Consider the following 18,826-nt stretch of genomic DNA (forward strand, 5'->3'; position numbering starts at 1 on the left):
TACGAAATGACCATATTTTACAAACCCACTCAGGGCGACACCGCAGCAACCGTCGCCGAAGGATACGATCGCAATTTCCGAGAGCTCGACGAGGAGAAAGAAACTCTGTCGGGAGCACAGGAGAAAGCCGATGCCGCACAAAATGCAGCGGTGAGAGAGGCCGCAATAAAAGCGGAAGCCGCCTTGCGTAATGCAAAAGAGTACACCGATGCCCGCGAGGTGGCGATCCTTGCATCGGCCGACTCGAAAGACGCCGACACGTTGCAGAGGGCGAAAACCTATGCCGATCAGATCGTGGCTGCATTGGCAGGCAGTGCGCCCGAAACGCTCGACACGTTGCAGGAGTTGGCCGCCGCGTTGGGCGACGACCCGAATTTCGCCGCGACTGTCATGCAACTAATTGGCGATCGGGTTAAAACCTCCGACTTCACTGCCCATACGGACGATACGGAGAGACACATTACCACCGCCGAACGGTCGGCATGGAATGCCAAACTCAACGCAGGTGACTATACAGCGGCCGATGTGCGGGCCAAACTGCTGACGGTGGATGGACCGGGGTCGGGCCTCGACGCCGACCTGTGGGATGGAGTCCAGCTGTGGCGGGGCACGAAAGCCCAGTACGCCGCCCTGTCGGCAAAAGATGCCAATACGCTATACATCGTTACGGATTGACTATGATTGGAACCGGAAATAAAAAAGCCAAATTGTTCCTGGGTGAAAAACCTGTCCGGGAAGCCTACCTCGGAACGACGAAAGTCTATCCGAACAGTTCGCTGGCCGTCACCGGGGCGCTTGCTTTCGCGGCGGCCGGCGGCGGGCAGAGTCTCGCCATTACGGTGGAGTCGGGACAGGCGTGGACGCTCAGCGGAGTGCCGAACGGGTGGTCGGCCTCGGCCACGACGGGGATAGGCCCGGCCTCGGTCGTAATCACCGCCTCGAACAACACTTCGACGGCAGCCCGGAACGGAACGCTGATAGTGGCGTCGGACGGCCTTTCTGCTTCGTGCTCCCTCTCGCAGGCGGCCGGAGCGCAGGTCTACGCCGCTCCGGTGGTCTCGCTGGCGGTGGCCGACATTCCGGCTTCGGGCGGCACGGTGTCGTCCGGGACGGTCGGCTACTCGCAGTCGTGGACGTGGAACGGCGTCGCAGGAAGTGGCGGAACGCTCACCGCGGGCGGAGCGGTCTCCTACTCGGCGGCGGTGTCGGCCGGGAGTCTCAGCACGACGGTACGGGCACGAACGGCTGTCGGTACGCTCACGGCGACCGTCGCCATGAACGGACAATCCGGCTCTGCTTCGGCGACGGTCTACCAGGCGGAGAACCGAATCGAGTCGGGAACGGACGACGATCTGCTGAACAAACGGGCCGTGACCCGGATGGTCATCACGGCCTCGCCGGGATCGATCACGGCAAACGGGGGGAGTACGACGTTCAAAGCCCAGCTGCAATCCGTATGTACCTACACGAGCGGGGCACAGTCGATCCGGTACGACACGGCGGGGATTCTGGCGCGCAGCTCGTCGGGGAACTTCTCGGTGTCGTCGCCGGGAACGTTAGAGTCGGACGGCAGAACGTTCAGCTTCACGGTGTCGGCTTCGCAGAATAGCTCGACGAGCTCGCGTTCGACCACAATCACGATATGCGGAGCGGCAGCTTACGCAACGGATACGAAGACGACGGTATCGGTCTCGCAGACCGGACAGCCCAATACGGCAACCATTAAATTCACGGACTTGTCGGGGAACACAATCTCGGAAATCGCGTGTGCTTCGGATGGTTTGTTGATGGCCGAGGTGCCGCTTGCGGCGGCCACACCCCTGGCCTTAAAACCGATCGGCCGGACGCAATTCTCGTTCCGGGTGGTACCGAGCAATTCGGCTATGGAGTGGATGATGGATGCCGGAAACGGCACCTATTTCGCAAACAACTGTGGCTCATTCAGCTGTACGACGGATGGAACGATCTGCTATCCGACGCTGGCGGCAGGCGGTACGCTGCGCTTCACAGGGCAGCAGGAGTTCACCGGCATGTTCACCGGAGCGGCAGGAGCGTCGTTTGCGTTCTATGTTCGATACACCAGTGCGTCGGGCAATGCGACGCTGACGGTCAAAGGGACATAGCAGAGCGGTTCTCGATCTATGACGAGCGGGGATTCCGGAACTCGAAATATAAGTTTCGAGTCCTGAAATCCCCGCTTTTTTATTGCCCGCGCTTGGATCGGGAAAAATTTATCTGAAATTCTCTATATCTTTGAACAGTTTGTGAGGTTGGGGCGGATGGTCGGATTTTCAATATAGCATGTGATGACAGATTTCAGAAAACAATTCCAGAACTTAATAGAAAATACCCATATTTTCGATAAGTCAGCCGTTAGCTTGGCGGCATGGAATAACATTTATAACTTGGTGCGTTCCAATATCCCAGAGAAACTTTTTCGGTATCGCGGCATAAATCCTTATTCTTTGCAAGATGTCGAAACAGAGACCATCTCGCTGTGTCACGCTGGGATGTTCCCGGATAAATACGATTCCTATCTGTATGTGGATCGAAATAAAATCAGGAGCGACTTACAAAACGCATTACGGGATGCTTTGCGTATCGTTTGTGTACAGATCGCTCGAAACTCTCCCGACATAAAAGCGGAAAAGGCTTCGCAGATATGCTATTATAAAGCGCTGGGATATACCGAAGATCAGATTATCGATAAAATTCTCGATGAGGAATATCCGGACTTCATCGAGCAAATTGAATCGGCTGTAAAGGGTCAGGAGTCACGTTTCCGTAATCCTCGCAACAGTGCCAAAATAGGTTGTTTTACCGAGAGTGTCCAGTCCAAGTATATGTGGGATCGCTATGGAGACGGGTATAAGGGGTTTGCGCTGGAATACGATTTCAGAGAATGTATTCCGGAATATAACAAACAGGGCTTGAATGTCAATCTGTTTCCGGTTATCTATGCCGACCTGAGACCTGATGTTACGTTGGATGAAGGGAATATTTATGTCTACGAATATTTCAAACAAATCGGAAATAAAAACATGCTGAACTATCTAAGCTTCCGGCTGCAGATAGATCAGGTTTATTGGTATCGGGCCTATTTGTACAAAGACCGAGAAGAATACGAGCACGAACGCGAGTGGAGGATGCTCTACTACAATCTCGACAACGAAGATAACTATGAGTCGATACCAGACATGGAATGTTTGAAGGCGATATATTACGGCCCTGACATCCCTTCAAAAGATAAAGACAAACTGCATAAAATAGCTGTCAAAAGGAAGTTAAAAGAACATCAAGTTAGTCTGGATACGGAAAGTCGTAACTACGATTTAAAAATAACGTCTTTCAAATAATCCGCGAAGTTTTTGTACTTTTCGTTCCGAAAAATCAGCACTTTTCGTTTTGCCGATTATACGACAATAAGCCACCGCCATCTCGTATCCCTCCCGCGCCTGTTCCAACGAGTACGGAGTCCGTGCCGCCTCCGGCCCAATCAGACCGACCTCGCGCATAATCCCGCACGCCTCCGCACGCCAGGTGTCAAATCCGGCGCTATGTATCTCGAACGACTTTTCATTGCCGTCCAAATCCAGCAGCCCCAACTCCCGCGCATCCTTCTTGACCGATTTATGGTGCGCCGCCACCATCTCGACCACCGGGCCCCGCCACGCCTCGGGCAATAACGGCAGAAAAAAGAGCGAAGCGATCTCGTGCCGGAAAATCGTCCCCTCCGGCCTCGTCCCCCGCAGCCGCCGCTGGAAAACCGGCGACGCTTTTCCCACATCGTGCAGCAGCGCTCCCGCCGCAGCCACCTCCTCGTCGACCCCTGTCGCCGCTGCCACCCGGCGGGCAAAAAGAGCCGTCTGCCGCAAATGATCGGTCAGCGGCAACCCCTGCCCCTCGCCCGGCCGTGGCGTTTTCGCCCAGATATGATCGTATGCCCCCATGATCCGCACCGGCCGCTAATCCACATCATACGTCGGCGCCTGTATCGGATTGCCGGCCACCTCCAGCCGGCCGTACATCATTTCGTGCGCCTCGCTGAAACGGTTGAATCCCACCGGAAAGACTCCCCGTTCCCCTTTCTCGCCGAACCGCAGCTCGTAGCCCGGCAAAGCGTCGAACTCCGCGGGCGACATCATCCGCACCTCCCGTTCCGGCAGCAGGATATCCTCGTTCCGACAGAGGCAGATATGCTGTTCCGCCGCCCGTTCCGCCTCTCCGGCCGAAGCGAAAGCCAGCGTCAGAACCGGCGACTGCAAGACACCCCGATTCAGGATCGACCGCGGCCGCGCCATCCGCTTCTGCTTCGGAAAGTGCTCCCACCCCCGCGGCTGAATCTGCTCCTGCTGCACGCTGAACCCCGCATAGGTCAGTTTATGCCGCAGAATCGCATCGACCTCCAGCCGCTGCCGGATCCCCTCCACAATCGACGGCGTCAGAAACTGCTGGCTGTACGTCTTGGAGTCGCGCACCGCAAACCACGGCTTGATAAAACCGAACGTCCCCCGATAAGTCACCGTATAATACGACTGTTCCATAACCATTCCCCTGAACAAATTACATCGCGCCGATAAACCCGAAGCCCAATGACCCCTTCTCGCCCAACCCGCAATCGCCGGCCAGGTCGAGCAGCTCCGGCGAACACCTCAACCGGAAGGCATAGCTATACCCGACGACTCCGGTCTCCTGCGGCGTAAACCGTTTAATCGCAATCCTTTTCTTTCGCACCGCGCCGCACACCTCGAAATCGAAATCCATCGCCCCTTCGTAGTCCTTGCCGTAGAAAAAGCGGTATTTCTGACAGAGGTTGTTCCTCAACGCCTCGGCCATCCCCTCCGCCTCCGGAGCGAGGTAATCCGCATGCCCCGTCTGCGGATTCTTCCGCGAGACGCACACCGGCGACAACGTCCGGAACACCCCTTCGGCCCACCCCTCGTCGCTCACAGCCACCGTTTGAGACAAGGGCGGCAGAATCGTCAGGTCGGTCACCCGGAAAGCGACACCCGACACCCGGTCGCCCACCTCCAGCACCTGATCGGCAAAAGCCCCTTTGACGAAAGCCGCCGTACTGCGCTCCGGCAGGAAAGAGAGGTAAAACGTCGCCCGGTCTCCCTCGATATGCAACCGATCCGCCTCCACCGAGAACCGGGGAGTCCGGATATTCGAAAAGCAGAACAACTTCATCCGCTTTCCACCCCGCTCGTCGTCCGTAAAGCCATTGTCGTGCAGCCACGCCGCATATTCGGCATCGCTCCGGCTCATACACCGGTAGAGAGCCGCCGCCAGCTCATACTGATAATTGAGCGGCAGCACCCGCCCCGACGCCCGGTCTATCCGCAGCTCTATCCTGAAACGCATAATCCAAAAGATTTATCCAAAAATACGTTTTTCAAACCGAAAAACAAGCACCTATTTTCGATTTTTCCCGTTTTTGAGAATCACGACCACCACCGACCCGATAATCAGCGTCAGCCCCAGCGCCCCTTTCCATCCGAACGGCTCCGCAAACCAGAAAACACCCACCAGAACAGCCACCAGCGGCTCCAGCGAACCCAGCACCGAAACGATCGTCGACCCCACCCGCTCCACCGCCATCACCAGCATCAGGTCCGAAATCACCGTCGAGACCAACGCCAGCACCAGAAGGTTGACCGCCGTCCTACCGTCCCGCACCAGCTCGATTCCGGTCGTCATCTCGGCATGCGTGGCAAACATCAGCGCCCCCGCAAACAAGACATAAAAGGTCAGCGGAATCGGATCCATCCGTCCGACCCCCGACTTATTGACCCCGACAATGTAGATCGAGTAGGTCACCACCGTCAGCAACACCGTCGCAATCCCCTCGTAGCTAACCGCCCCGCTCGTCCAGTTGAGCAACGCCACACCGATGATCGACACCACCGCCGCACCGAAAATCCAGATCGACTTCGGTTCGTGGTAGAAAGTCACCATAATGAGCGTCACCAGCACCGGATAGAGGAAATGGATCGTCGTCGCCACCCCACTGGGAATCAAACTGTACGACTCCAACAGCCACATCGAGGTAGCGGCATAGAACCATCCGAGCACCACCAGCTTCGTCCCCTGCCGGAAATCGATCCGGAAACTCTTTCCCCGCATCACTCCAATCAGGCCGATCAAAATCGTCGCCAGCCCGAAACGGTAAAACAAAATCGACGGCCCGGACATCGTTCCTGCCGACAAAATCGGAATGGTAAACAACGGTATCAGCCCGAACGTCGCGGACGAGATCAGCGCATAGGCAATCCCCTGCCTCTTTCGTGCGGCCTCCTGCCGCGGTGTAACGATTCTCTTTTTCATAATTTCAGCGAAGATACGGATAAATTGCGCCGGCAGTACCTCCGTCCGCCACCGAACCGCCCCAAAAACGGCCGCCGATTTTCACATCTGCGCCGAAATCGACATCTTTGCACCGAACGAACTCTCCGTATCCATGAAACATCTTCTGTTCTCCGACCACCAGAAAATGGCCGAACTGATCCACGCCAACTACCGGCTCCTGTTCGTGCTGCCGCGGTTCGGCATCCGGCTCGGCTTCGGCGAAAAGAGCATCGGCGACATCTGCCGCACGCACGACATCTCGGCAAGCCTCTTTCTGCTGGTGTGCAACATCTACACTTTCGACGACTTCCTGCCCTCGCCCGACCAGATCGGTTCGTTCACGGCCGAAGAGCTGACCCGCTACCTGCACCAGTCGCACACCGATTACATCGACCACCAGATACCCGAAATCCGGCAGCAGGTGCTCACCCTCGCCGCCGACTGCGAACCCCGGAACGGACGGATTCTGGAACGCTTCTTCGACGACTACAGCCGGGAGGTCACCAGCCACTTCGATTACGAAGAGACCGTCGTCTTCCCCTATATCCACAACCTCTCCGAAGGCCGCCCGTCGGACGAAGGCTACTCGATCGGCCAGTTCGAAGAGAACCACAGCAACATCGAAGAGAAGCTCGGCGACCTGAAAAACATCCTGATCAAATACCTGCCCGACAGCCTGCCCGAAGCGTCACGCAACCGGCTGCTGCTCGACCTCTTCCTGCTGGAGGACGACCTGAACAAGCACTCCCTGATCGAGGACCGCATTCTGGTGCCTCTGGTCGAACAATTGGAGAAAAACGTGCGATGAACGACCGGATGAACAAAAAGATCCGGCTCGCGATCATCGAGCCTTCGGCCGTGATCGCCGCCGGTTTGCAGACCCTGCTGACCGAAACGAGTAGCGAATTCGAGCTCTGTGCCCTCTTCGACGAACCCGGCCCGCTACTCGAACGGGCCCCGATCCTGCGGCCCGATCTGATATTGATCGACCCCGTCGTGATCGACTTCCGGAGACGTGCGGCCCTCCACCCCCTCTTCGAACACCTGCCGGAAGCGGCCTGGGTAGCCGTCGTCTACGGCTTCATCGAACCAGAAGCACTGAAACAGTACCACGGCGCCATCCACATCTACGACGACCGCTCCAAAATCGTCCGCAAACTGCGCCGGGCCGTCGAAGAGCGGGCCCGCGATACGGAAAGCCCATCGGGCGAAAACTACGAACTGACCGACCGCGAACGCGAAATCCTCGTCGCCGTCGCCAAAGGGATGACCAACAAAGAGATCGCCGACACGCACCACATCTCGGTGCACACCGTCATCTCCCACCGCAAGAACATCAGCCGCAAGACCGGCATCAAGACCGTCTCCGGCCTTACGGTCTATGCCCTGCTGAACAACCTGTTGGATCAGTCCGAGATCGAATAGGCCCTTCCTCCCCCTCCTAAAAGTTGGGGATGCCTCCGCCGTTTTTTCCTCACATTTGGGGATTCCCTCCCCACCCGAATTCGCTGACCTTTGCCCATGAAAAAACGAGCAAAGATGTCAGCGAATTTATTTTGTAAGCCAACTGAATAAATGCCCGAGAGCCCCTGTCCCATCCGGAAGCCATGCCGGAAACGGACAGGAGCTCTTTTTCATCTCTGCCTTCCCCAACCGATTCACAACACAAAAAAACATACCATGAAAAAACGTTCGCTCTTTTTCCCGGCCCTTCTGTGCGCCACACTGACCTTCACGGCCTGCAAAGACGACAAAGGAGTCGTCCCGCCGCCCGCCAGCGGCACATTCACCGTACGCGCTCCCGTTTTCGACCGTTGGACCTACTTCTCGTTCGAACAAAACGACACCATCCGGACCGACGGCAGCTATACCGCCCTCGCCGACAGCCGTTCGTGGGATCTCGCTTTCCACCGCGGCGACATCCGCACCAACGGTGGTGCCTCGGGCCCCGGCCGAGGAGGAGCATTCAAAACCGCAGCGACCGAGATGAGCGCCGTGACCGAAGATCCTGCCGAAGTCACCTACACGCCGGACGTAACCGCCGAAGTCACCTTCCCGACCATGCGGGACAAAACCACCCAGTCCCTCAACGAAGTGCTCGCCACGTGGTACACCAGTTCAGGGATGCCGCCGACCTACGTCGTACACCCCAACGTCTACCTGATCCGCACGGCCGAAGGCAAATACGCCAAAGTGAAATTCCGGGATTACACCAATGACCTGGGCGCCGGCGGCTATATCACCTTCACCTACGAATATCCTGTCGAATAACCCCACACCATGCGACACATCCTGCCGACGGTCGTCAGCCTGGTTCTGCTGGGCTGGCCCGCCCTCTCAGCCAAAGAGAAAACCCCTCCCGGAGAGACCGACGATCCGATCTGGAACCTCCAGTCAGACGATGTGGTCGTCACCGCCACCCGTACGCCGAAACTGCTGAAAGACGTTCCCGTCGTCACCCGCGTGATCCGCGCGGACGAGATCCGGAAAACCGACGCCACCACCGTCAAAGACCTGCTAGAACTGGTCCTGCCCGGCATCGAATTCACGAGCCACGGCGGAACCACCAACATCAACCTCTCCGGCATGGGCGCCAACTACGTGCTCTTTCTGATCGACGGCGAACGGATCGCCGGCGAAACGCGGGACAACATCGACTACGACCGACTCAACGTGGAAAACATCGAACGGATCGAAGTCGTCAAGGGAGCCGCCTCGGCCCTCTACGGCTCGAACGCCATCGGCGGTGTGGTGAACATCATCACCAAGAAAGCCACCCAGCCGTGGCAGCTGAACCTCAACGGCCGATACGGAAGCCTCAACGAACAACGCTACGGCGGCTCACTGGGCTTCAACACCCGCCGGTTCAACAGTTTCACGACGGGAACCTACAAACACCGCAACAGTTATTCGATGACCGACCGGAAATTCTCCTACATCGAATATCCCGACGGCACGCAGCAGCCCGACGGCGAGACACTGAGCACGACCTATATCTACGGCTACAGCGACTGGGACATCGACCAGAAATTCATCATCCGGCCGGTCGACCCGCTGACCGTGACCCTGGCCGGCACCTACTACAACCACGAGCAGTACTCGAGCAGCAAAGTACACGATCTGTATCACGGTTATACCGGACGGCTGAACCTGAACTACGAGATCAACGAACGGCAGAACCTCGAAGCGAGCTACAAATTCGACGAATACGACAAGTTCGACTACTACCTGCTGTTGAATGAACGGGACAAGAACTACGTCAATCTCCAGCACACCGGCCGGTTGCAATACAACAACACCTTCCGCAAAGCCGGGACACTGACCGCCGGTCTCGAGTTTTTCGGCGACAAACTGAACACCTACCAGTTCGACAGCGACGACCCGGAACACTCAACCGAGACCTACGTAGCCTTCGCCCAGCACGACGTGGACCTCATTCCGCGCCTCAACCTCGTCTACGGCGCCCGTCTCGACTACCACTCAACCTACGGCGCCCACGTCAGCCCGAAAGTCTCCCTGATGTACAAGCTCCGCCCCGTGACCTTCCGGGCCTCCTACGGCGAAGGGTTCAAATCGCCCACGCTGAAAGAACTCTACACCGACTGGAGCCACCAGGGGATGTTCCAGCTGATCGGCAACCCCGACCTGATTCCCGAAAAGAGCCGGAACTTTTCCCTGTCGGCCGAATACACACAGAAGCGCGTCTCCGCCTCCGTCATCGGCTACTACAACCGCATCCGGGACAAAATCTCGACCGTTTGGAATGCCGCAGCCGACTCCTCGTTCTACACCAACATCGGCCGTTCCACCGTGTGGGGCATCGATGCCAACGTCTCGGTCAAACTCCCCTACGGATTCGGCATCACCGCATCGTACGCCTACATCCACGACTCCCAGCCGGTGGACGGGGTCAACACCTCGACCGCCCGGTCCCACTCGGCCACCCTCCGGTTCGAATACGGACTCAAACGCAAAAACTACGGCTTGGACGTGAACCTGACCGGCCGCATCCTGAGCGCCGTGACCACGCACACCTTCGACGACGAGTACGTCAATCCGGACGGCACGATCGGAGCGGTCTACGAACAGCGCTACCCGGCTTACACGATGTGGAAGCTGGTCGTCACCCAGCGATTCCGCAACGCCGTGAGCGTCAACCTCGGAGCCGACAACCTGTTCGACTACCGCCCCGAAGTGCACAGTTTCAACACCTCCGTCTCGCCCGGGATCACCCTTTTCGCCGGTGTATCCCTCGACGTCGAACAACTCTTCCGGAAAAGGAAATAGGTACAAACCATGAACAAAAGAAATAAAAAGATACTGTTCGGTACAGGCATCGCGCTGGCCGTCGTGCTGGCGGCGGTATGGTTGTACGGCGCGATAGCCGGCCCGACCCGGGTGGCGCTGGTCAATTTTCCGCGCTACCAGACGGCCCGTATGGCCAAATCGTTGAATAACAGCTCGATCAAGCTCTCCCCGGTGGAACTGGAAGAGTTCGAGAGCTTGAAAAACTACGATGCCGTGCTGATTTTCGGCATGGGTATTCGGATGACCGACGACCACCGGGCCCTGCTCGAAAAACTCAAGGCCAAAGGGATGCCGATCTACTCCACCTCGGTGACCGACCCCGTGAACAACATCACGAGCCTCGACTCGGCGCATCAGGCGACTTTCAAAGCCTACATCGGCAACGGCGGCCCGCGCAACTACCGCAGCCTATTCAACTACATCCGCCGCGAGCTGGACGGCAAGAGCCTCTTCACCGGCCCCGTCGAACCGCCCGTGGAGATCAGCGGCGACGTCCTGTTCCATCTGGACGACGAACAGACCTTCGCCACCGTCGGCGAATTCGAATCCTACTACAAACAGAACGGTTTTTATCAGGCCGACGGGCCGAAAGTCGCCCTGTTGGTCGGGATGGCCGGCCCGTTCGACACCAACAAAGAGCACCTCGACTCGCTGATTACGGTTCTCGAGCGGCGCGGCATGAACGTCTATCCGATTTCGAGCTTCGGCCGGCGGCTAGAGCTTCTGCAGGAGATCTCTCCCGAGGCGGTGATCTACATGCCCCACGGCCGTCTGGCCATGGGACAGGGCGAACGGGCCGTCGAATGGCTCAAGACGCAAAACATCCCGGTTTTCTGCCCGATCACCATCAACGACACCTACGACCGCTGGATGGAAGACCGGCAGGGAATGGTCGGCGGCTTTCTGAGCCAGAGCGTCGTGATGCCCGAGCTGGACGGCGGCATCGTCCCGATGGCCGTCAACGCCCAATTCATCGACGACGAGGGACTCTACCTTTTCAAATCCATCCCCGGGCGGGCGGAACAGTTTGCCGGCACCGTGGCGAACTACCTGACGCTCCGGACAAAGGCCAACAAAGACAAAAAAGTGGCCGTCTACTACTTCAAAGGCCCCGGCAGCCACTCGCTGGTCGCCTCGGGATTGGAGGTGCTGCCCTCGCTGTACAACTTTCTGAAGAAACTGCAGAGTGAAGGGTACGACCTGAGCGGCCTGCCCGCTTCGGAAAAGGAATTCGAAAAACTGGTGATGGAGCGCGGCCCGGTCTTCAACAGCTATGCCGAGGGGAACATCGAGCGCTACCTGCACTCCGGCTACCCCGAACTGGTTCCGGCCGCCGACTACGACAACTGGCTGCGTCAGACCTTGCGGCCGGAGCAGTACGCCGAACTGACCGCTAAACACGGAGCGGCTCCGGGCGCCTTCTACACCACCGGCGACAGCATCGCCGTAACCCGGATCCGGTTCGGAAACATCGTCCTGCTGTCCCAGCCGACCCAAAGCACCGGCGAGAACACCTTTGCCGCCGTTCACGGCGACAACCCGATCCCGCCGCACCACTACCTGGCCTCCTACCTTTGGACACGCTACGGCTTCGGCGCCGACGCCATGCTCCACTTCGGCACACACGGTTCGCTGGAGTTCATCCCCGGCAAACAGGTCGCCCTCTCGACCGCCGACTGGAGCGACCGGCTGGTGGGCGATCTGCCTCACTTCTACCTCTATACGATCGGCGACGTGGGCGAAGGGATCATCGCCAAACGGCGCAGCTATGCGACCACCGTATCGCACCTGACCCCGCCGTTCATCGAGACCGAAATGCGCGGCGAAGTCGGCCAGCTGCTGGAACGCATCAAAAACTACCTCGCCAAAGAGGAGAGCGACCGTTCGGCGGACGACAACCTGCAAATCAAACGTCTGGCCCTGAAAATGGGTCTGCACCGCGACCTGAAACTGGACAGCGTGCAGACGCAGCCCTATACGGATGCCGAGATCGAACGGATCGAAAGTTTCGCCGAAGAGCTCTGCTCCGAAAAGATCACCGGCGGGATGTACACCCTCGGCGTGCCGTTCACCCCGGAAAAGATCCGCTCGTCGGTCGAACTGCTGGCCACCGAGCCGATCGCATACGGACTGGCCGCTCTCGACAAGACACAGGGCAAAGTCACTCAGAAACAGATCGACCAGACCACCTTTTTCAACCGGCAGTATCGGACAAAGGCTCAGACGGCTGTCAAAAATCTGCTCTCCTCGCCGACACTGTCGACCGAGGCGGTGCTCCGTTCGCTCGGCATTTCGGAAGCCCAGCTGGCACGGGCCCGGCACATCCGGGAGCTCTCCAAACCGAAAGACCGGATGGCGATGCTCAAGGCCATGAACACGAAAAACGGTTCCGACAACAAAAAAACAAGACCCGAAGCCGTTTCGGGTGCGACATCCGCGCGAGATACCGTCACGGCAGCCGACAAAGCGTTCGCCGATGCCGTGCTGAACATCGCCGACGCGGTAGCCAACGTCCGGAACTATCGTACCGCCTTGGAAAACAGCCCCGCCGGCGAGCTGGAATCATTCGTCCATGCGCTGAGCGGCGGTTATGTGGCCCCCACTCCGGGCGGCGACTACATCGCCAATCCGAACACCCTGCCCACCGGGCGCAACCTCTACTCCATCAACGCCGAAGCCACCCCCTCGCCCGACGCCTGGACCAAAGGCGTCGCCATGGGCGAACAGATGCTGGCCGACTACATGAAGAACCACGGCGGCAACTATCCGCAAAAAGTGAGCTTCACCCTCTGGTCGGGCGCCTTCATCGAGAGCGAAGGGGCTACGATCGCCCAGATTCTGTGGATGCTCGGCGCCGAACCGATCCGCGACCAGTTCGGCCGCGTGATGGACATCCGGCTGGTTCCGGCCTCGGAGCTGAACCGCCCGCGGATCGACGTGGTGGTACAGACCTCCGGCCAGCTGCGCGACCTCGCCGCCTCGCGTCTGGCGCTGATCCAGAAAGCCATCGGCATGGCTGCGGCAGCTGAGGACGGCGGAGAAAACTACGTCGCCAAAGGACAGGTCGATGCCGAAAAGATACTGCTCGAAAAAGGGTTCTCGCCCAAAGAGGCGCGCGAGCTCTCGACCCAGCGCATCTTCGGCGGTCTGAACGGAATGGCCGGCACCGGCATCACCGCCCTGGTCGAAAGCGGTGACCGCTGGGAAAAAGAGAGCGAAATCTCCGAAGTCTATCTCAACAACATGGGCGCCGTCTACGGCAGCTCCGAAGCGTGGGGCGATTTCCGGGCCGGCGTCTTCGAAGCCGCCCTGCAGAACACCGACGCCGTCGTACAGCCGCGCCAAAGCAACACCTGGGGGGCGCTGAGTCTCGACCACGTCTACGAATTCATGGGGGGTCTGAACCTGACCGTCCGCAACGTGACAGGTCGCGACCCGGAAACCTACTTCAACGACCTGCGCAACCGGCACCACGCCCGTGTACAGGAGTTGAAAGAGGCCATCGGCGTCGAATCGCGCACCACGATCTTCAATCCGACCTACATCCGCGAACAGATGAAGGGCGGTGCCTCGTCGGCCGGCCGTTTCACCGAGATCGTGCGGAACACCTACGGGTGGAACGTCATGAAACCCGCCGCGATCGACAACGAGATGTGGGATCGGATTTACGACATCTACGTCAAAGACGAGTTGAATCTGGGCACCCAGACCTTCTTCGAACGCGAGAATCCGGCCGCCCTGCAGGAGATCACCGCCGTGATGATGGAGACCGCCCGCAAAGGCTACTGGCAGGCTACGCCGGAACAGCTGAAGGCTATCGCCGAGCTGCACAGCGAACTAGTGACCCGGCACGAAGCGGCCTGCAGCGGCTTCACCTGCGACAACGCCAAACTGCGCGACTTCATCGGCCGGCAGCTGACTCCCGAGCAGGCCAAGAGCTACAACGCATCCGTCGACCGGGCCCTTTCGGCCGCCCCGTCCAACCACACGGACAACAACGGAATGGTGCTCGAAAAAGAATCGCTCAACCGCACGGCCGAAGCAGAAAATCCGTTCCGCGGCCTCGGCATCGCGTTGGGAGCGTTCGGCGTGATCTGCGCCGCAGTGGCTGTGATGCTGATCCTGCGCAAAGTGCGTCAATCCAAATCCTGAGACACATGGACAGCGTACTGTTGTTACTGACCCTGCTGGTCGTCGTCAAGACAGCACTGACCGACAGCCTCCTGCCCCGACGGTGGCAGGGGGTGGTGTTCGGTCTGCTCTGCGCCGGCTTCGTCTGGTTCTGCCACCCGTATGCATTGGAGTTCAACAAACTCCAGGTCGAACAAGCGCTCTACGCCAAAGACGCCCTGATGAACATCTCACTGATCGTGATGCTCGACCTGCTGCTGACCTTCGGCAACTGCCGGGCACAGATCGTCCCCCGTCGCAAGACCCGCTGGATGAGATACATACCAACCCTGCTGATCTTCCCGGCGATATTCTACCTGCAAATCAATCTTTTCTTCACTTTCGCAGGAAGTTCGTTCGCCGCCGTCAGCACCTGGTTGGTCATCGGCATCTTCGTAATCCTGACGGGAGGCGACTGGGCGGTACGTACACTGATTCCGTCCCAAGAGGGACGCATCGAGTTGACCCTCCTGACCGGGATGCTGATATTCGCGCTCACGATCTGCTGCACCGTTTTCCATCCGTCGGCCACCGTGGTCAGCCACAGCGCACCGATCGACTGGCACGGCATGGGATTGGCCCTGTCGATCACGGGTGTGCTCTTCGCCGCGGGATACTTCGCACCCCGCCTCCTGAAAAAGCTGAAAAAACAACACAACTAAACATGGAACACGTTTCAAACCTTCTTTTCTGGATTTCGAACGGCCTGCTGGTACCCGTCATCGTCGGGTTGCTTTTTTTCTTCGTGAAATCGATTTTCATGCTGGGCGGCTTCCATAACCGCTACATGCAGCGCCGCAAGATGTACCGCACCGTTTCGGCCGAAATCAACCGGCTCGACGCGAAACACCTCCCCGCCCTCGGCGAGACACTGGCGGCACAGCCCGACTCCGCGTTTATCCGGGCCGCCCGTGAGCTGGCCGCCGGAAACGGCAGCGAAGCCGTGAACAACCGCATCGTCTCGGAATACGAAATCCAGGCCGACCGCGAACTGGGAGAGGCCAAAATCCTGACCAAATTCGGGCCGATTCTCGGCCTGATGGGTACCCTGATTCCGATGGGGCCGGCCCTGATGGGGCTTTCGACCGGCGACATCAGCACCATGGCCTACAACATGCAGGTCGCCTTCGCCACCACCGTCATCGGACTCTTCGCCGGCGCCATCGGCTTCGTTCTGCTCCAGATCAAACAACGCTGGGCGACCCAGGATCTCACCCTGCTGGACTACGTATCCGCCGTCGCGATCGAGGCGCACCAGCCCGCCGGCCCAGTCCGTCTCAGAGAGATGACCGTCACCAAAAACGCCGTAAACCAATGAAACGGAGAAGAATCCTGAACACGGGCGAAGACCACGATCCGGTCGCCCTGCTCTCGAACCTGTTCGACGTGGCGATGGTCTTCGCCGTCGCGCTGATGGTCGCTCTGGTGACCAAATTCAACATGACGGAGGTTTTCTCGCAGGAAGACTACACGATGGTCAAGAATCCGGGGAAAGAAGACATGGAGATCATCACCAAAGAGGGAGAGACCATCACCCGGTACAAGCCCTCCGAATCGCAGGAGGCTTCGGGCCGCAAAGGCCGCAAAGTCGGCATCGCCTACGAGATGGAGAACGGCGAGATCATCTACGTACCGGAATAGGAGCCGGCCCTCTACTCCTTACGGCCGGTGCTCCCGGGTGAAAATATAGTGCGAGTCGTCCGAAATCTCCGGATTGAACGCGAACCCGTTCCACATAAAGGTTTGCAACCCTTCCGGCGACTCGATCCGCTGTCGAACGATCTGCCGCGTCATCAGGCCGCGGCAGATTTTTGCATAGGTGCGCGCCGCCGTTTCGTAGCGGCCCTCGCGCCACTCCCGAAATTCGGGAGTCACCACCCGCACCGCCTTTCGGAGCTCATCCATCCGCAGGGCGCCCTGCACATCGAGACTTGCCAGATCGATCACCGTGCCCCCGGCCCGTTTCGCATCCTCGATCAACGGCCCGGTCAGCTTCGGCAGCCAGAAACCGTACAGCGTTCCCTGTTCCGGAAAAAGTTTCAGTTTAAAAGCCAGCCGGTAGGCCTCGATTCGATCCAGCGGCCGCACCAGTCCGTACAGCGTCGAAACGATCCGCAGCCGCTCCTGTGCATACAGCAACTCCTCCCGCGACCAGTCCGCCGCATCGATCGCCTTGAACACACTGCCGTTATAGGCCGTTATCGCCTCCTTGCGCGGATTGGAGGGCCGGCCGAACATCCGGTAGCGCTCTTCGGTCTGCGTCGCAAGCGGCATACTGATCTTGAACAGCTTCATCAGCTCCAGAGCCGAGAAACGACGCATGGCGGCCGCCAGCTCCGCCGCCTCTTTTCCGAAGAGCGGTTCGGTGGCCGCCGGCCAATCGTCGCGCCGGCCCGGCGACATATCCATCGCCTTGGCCGGAGAGAGTAAAATCAACATTTCGGTTCGTTTTTAGCATCTCATGCTGCAAATCCGGGGCCACAACCTCGCCGCACTCCCGTTTTTCTTTTATCTTCGCATCGCGCCGACCACCGGCCGGAAACGATATGAAAATTCTGGTGCTCGACAACTACGACTCGTTTACCTACAACCTCGTCCAGCTGCTCCGCGAAGCCGGCGCCGAACGGCTCGACGTGTGTCTCAACGACCGGATCACCCTCGATGCCGTCGAAGCGTACGACAAAATCGTGCTCTCGCCGGGCCCGGGTCTGCCTTCGGAGGCCGGTCTCCTGCTGCCCCTGATCCGCCGGTATGCTCCAACCAAAAGTATCCTCGGCATCTGTCTCGGCGAACAGGCCATCGCCGAGTGCTTCGGCGCCCGGCTGGCGAACCTGCCGCAGGTCTGCCACGGCATCGCCAGCCGGATCGAAATCGTCGCTCCCGACCCTCTCTTCACCGGCCTCCCGCGCCGCCCGACCGTGGGGCGCTACCACTCGTGGGTCGTCGATCGGCACGGATTTCCGGACGACACCCTGAAGGTGACCGCCACGGATGCCGCGGGAGCGATCATGGCCCTCGCCCATCGCCGGTACGATGTACGCGGCGTACAATTCCACCCCGAATCGATCCTCACGCCGGAAGGGGGAGAGATGATCGCCAACTGGCTCCGATATCACCCCCGAAATGAAGCCCCGACCGCAACCGATTTACAACGGTAACCCGTCGGCCGCAAAGATAGCAGGTCTAAAAATAAAGTTTATATAAAAATAATAGACATTTTATCAATCAGAAATTTATACGATTTATCCAATCTACCACTTTATATCTTATCCATACACGATCTTCCCACTCTGCCGGCCTGTCTCCCTTCTTTCGTTTATTCCGAGAGGCAACGCAACTGAAAACCGTAGGCACGGTTGTGCGCACTGCAGGGATTGATCCATGTTGTACCGAAATACAAGTTCATGTTACGGTAGTTATTGTCCGAGCAGTAAGATGTAGCCGACCAGCTGTAACCGGCAGTGCAGATGTCGTACAGCGTGCCACTGGTCCTTTCGCGGTAGCCCGGGGCGGGGCTTAGCGGGTCGGAGCCAGCGTGGCCGAAACGAGCACCGCGAAGTTGCGGCCCTACGCCGGGGGTGGCTCCGGCCCGCGCGACCCTGTGGGGCGCAGGATTATGGCACGGAGTAAGAGAGTCGCGATTCTTTCAAACAAGAGCCGGGGGATTTTCAAGGGGGATGCGAGTTCCCCTTGAATGTGCTCTTTGCCTACTTTCTACCACATAGTAGAAAGTAGGAGCCCCGCGGCCTAAGCGGAACAGAGAGAAGAGGTAAACAAATTCCCCGATGTTAACAGCCGCACAATGTTAGGCAAAGCGGACTTTTCCCCAGTAGGTAAATCGGGCATTGTCCGCGCGCCTTACGCGATTCATTCTATTTTGGCGGTAGCCAAAATAGTAGAATCACTTCTTAAGGCGTGGCGCGCGAGCTTATCAATACGTTTTTCAGTCGCCCGCGGCAATTCTTGCCGATTGGCGGTGAGCCAATCGGCAGAATATGCC

Annotated in this window: 17 protein-coding genes; 12 read left to right on the top strand and 5 right to left on the bottom strand. The window is 58.6% G+C overall.

Annotated elements, in window-relative coordinates; translation table 11 throughout:
* Window positions 1-6: 6 nt before the first annotated feature.
* From QZ292_RS00610 to QZ292_RS00620, 3 genes are all read left to right on the top strand, one after another.
* Complete coding sequence (locus QZ292_RS00610; protein ID WP_294596315.1) at window positions 7-675, top strand: hypothetical protein; 669 nt, start codon at window positions 7-9, stop codon at window positions 673-675.
* A gap of 32 nt (window positions 676-707) precedes the next feature.
* Window positions 708-2,123, top strand: coding sequence for a BACON domain-containing protein (locus QZ292_RS00615; protein WP_294596318.1), 1,416 nt, complete (start codon window positions 708-710; stop codon window positions 2,121-2,123).
* Window positions 2,124-2,306: 183 nt separating this feature from the next.
* Window positions 2,307-3,356 (top strand): DUF2971 domain-containing protein, encoded by a 1,050-nt coding sequence (locus QZ292_RS00620; protein ID WP_294596373.1) that lies wholly within the window; start codon window positions 2,307-2,309, stop codon window positions 3,354-3,356.
* On the opposite strand, the gene QZ292_RS00625 is transcribed toward QZ292_RS00620, so the two are convergent.
* From QZ292_RS00625 to QZ292_RS00640, 4 genes are read right to left on the bottom strand one after another with little or no spacing between them, the layout of a single operon-like run.
* The gene (locus tag QZ292_RS00625) at window positions 3,333-3,950 is read right to left on the bottom strand and encodes a CRISPR-associated endonuclease Cas3'' (protein ID WP_294596320.1); all 618 of its coding nucleotides are present in this window, start codon (window positions 3,948-3,950) and stop codon (window positions 3,333-3,335) included. The genes QZ292_RS00620 and QZ292_RS00625 overlap by 24 nt on opposite strands.
* Window positions 3,951-3,965: 15 nt before the next feature.
* Entirely contained in the window at window positions 3,966-4,544 is a 579-nt protein-coding gene (locus QZ292_RS00630; RefSeq protein WP_363324063.1) for a hypothetical protein, read from the bottom strand.
* 19 nt (window positions 4,545-4,563) lie between these two features.
* Window positions 4,564-5,364, bottom strand: a complete 801-nt coding sequence (gene cas6 / locus QZ292_RS00635) for a CRISPR-associated endoribonuclease Cas6 (protein ID WP_294596327.1) — start codon at window positions 5,362-5,364, stop codon at window positions 4,564-4,566.
* 51 nt (window positions 5,365-5,415) lie between these two features.
* The gene (locus QZ292_RS00640) at window positions 5,416-6,327 is read right to left on the bottom strand and encodes a DMT family transporter (RefSeq protein WP_294596331.1); all 912 of its coding nucleotides are present in this window, start codon (window positions 6,325-6,327) and stop codon (window positions 5,416-5,418) included.
* Between the two features lie 133 nt (window positions 6,328-6,460).
* Between QZ292_RS00640 and QZ292_RS00645 the strand changes: the two genes are divergently transcribed.
* From QZ292_RS00645 to QZ292_RS00680, 8 genes are all read left to right on the top strand, one after another.
* On the top strand, window positions 6,461-7,156 hold the full coding sequence (locus QZ292_RS00645) for a hemerythrin domain-containing protein (protein ID WP_294596333.1): 696 nt from the start codon (window positions 6,461-6,463) through the stop codon (window positions 7,154-7,156).
* Complete coding sequence (locus QZ292_RS00650; protein ID WP_294596336.1) at window positions 7,153-7,773, top strand: response regulator transcription factor; 621 nt, start codon at window positions 7,153-7,155, stop codon at window positions 7,771-7,773. Before QZ292_RS00645 ends, QZ292_RS00650 begins: the two co-directional genes overlap by 4 nt.
* Before the next feature lie 255 nt (window positions 7,774-8,028).
* Entirely contained in the window at window positions 8,029-8,619 is a 591-nt protein-coding gene (locus tag QZ292_RS00655) for an HmuY family protein (protein ID WP_294596338.1), read from the top strand.
* Between the two features lie 9 nt (window positions 8,620-8,628).
* The gene (locus QZ292_RS00660) at window positions 8,629-10,635 is read left to right on the top strand and encodes a TonB-dependent receptor (protein ID WP_294596340.1); all 2,007 of its coding nucleotides are present in this window, start codon (window positions 8,629-8,631) and stop codon (window positions 10,633-10,635) included.
* Between the two features lie 9 nt (window positions 10,636-10,644).
* Window positions 10,645-14,808: a cobaltochelatase subunit CobN gene (locus QZ292_RS00665; RefSeq protein WP_294596343.1), complete on the top strand. Its 4,164-nt coding sequence runs from the start codon at window positions 10,645-10,647 to the stop codon at window positions 14,806-14,808.
* A gap of 5 nt (window positions 14,809-14,813) precedes the next feature.
* Window positions 14,814-15,488: a hypothetical protein gene (locus QZ292_RS00670; protein WP_294596347.1), complete on the top strand. Its 675-nt coding sequence runs from the start codon at window positions 14,814-14,816 to the stop codon at window positions 15,486-15,488.
* A gap of 2 nt (window positions 15,489-15,490) precedes the next feature.
* On the top strand, window positions 15,491-16,144 hold the full coding sequence (locus QZ292_RS00675) for a MotA/TolQ/ExbB proton channel family protein (RefSeq protein ID WP_294596350.1): 654 nt from the start codon (window positions 15,491-15,493) through the stop codon (window positions 16,142-16,144).
* Window positions 16,141-16,467, top strand: coding sequence for a DUF2149 domain-containing protein (locus QZ292_RS00680; protein ID WP_294596353.1), 327 nt, complete (start codon window positions 16,141-16,143; stop codon window positions 16,465-16,467). Before QZ292_RS00675 ends, QZ292_RS00680 begins: the two co-directional genes overlap by 4 nt.
* A gap of 18 nt (window positions 16,468-16,485) precedes the next feature.
* On the opposite strand, the gene QZ292_RS00685 is transcribed toward QZ292_RS00680, so the two are convergent.
* The gene (locus tag QZ292_RS00685; protein WP_294596357.1) at window positions 16,486-17,265 is read right to left on the bottom strand and encodes a YaaA family protein; all 780 of its coding nucleotides are present in this window, start codon (window positions 17,263-17,265) and stop codon (window positions 16,486-16,488) included.
* A 107-nt stretch (window positions 17,266-17,372) separates the two neighbouring features.
* Between QZ292_RS00685 and QZ292_RS00690 the strand changes: the two genes are divergently transcribed.
* On the top strand, window positions 17,373-17,984 hold the full coding sequence (locus tag QZ292_RS00690) for an aminodeoxychorismate/anthranilate synthase component II (protein WP_294596361.1): 612 nt from the start codon (window positions 17,373-17,375) through the stop codon (window positions 17,982-17,984).
* Window positions 17,985-18,826: the final 842 nt, after the last annotated feature.

It is taken from the genome of uncultured Rikenella sp., from assembly GCF_910577125.1.
Lineage (GTDB): Bacteria > Bacteroidota > Bacteroidia > Bacteroidales > Rikenellaceae > Rikenella.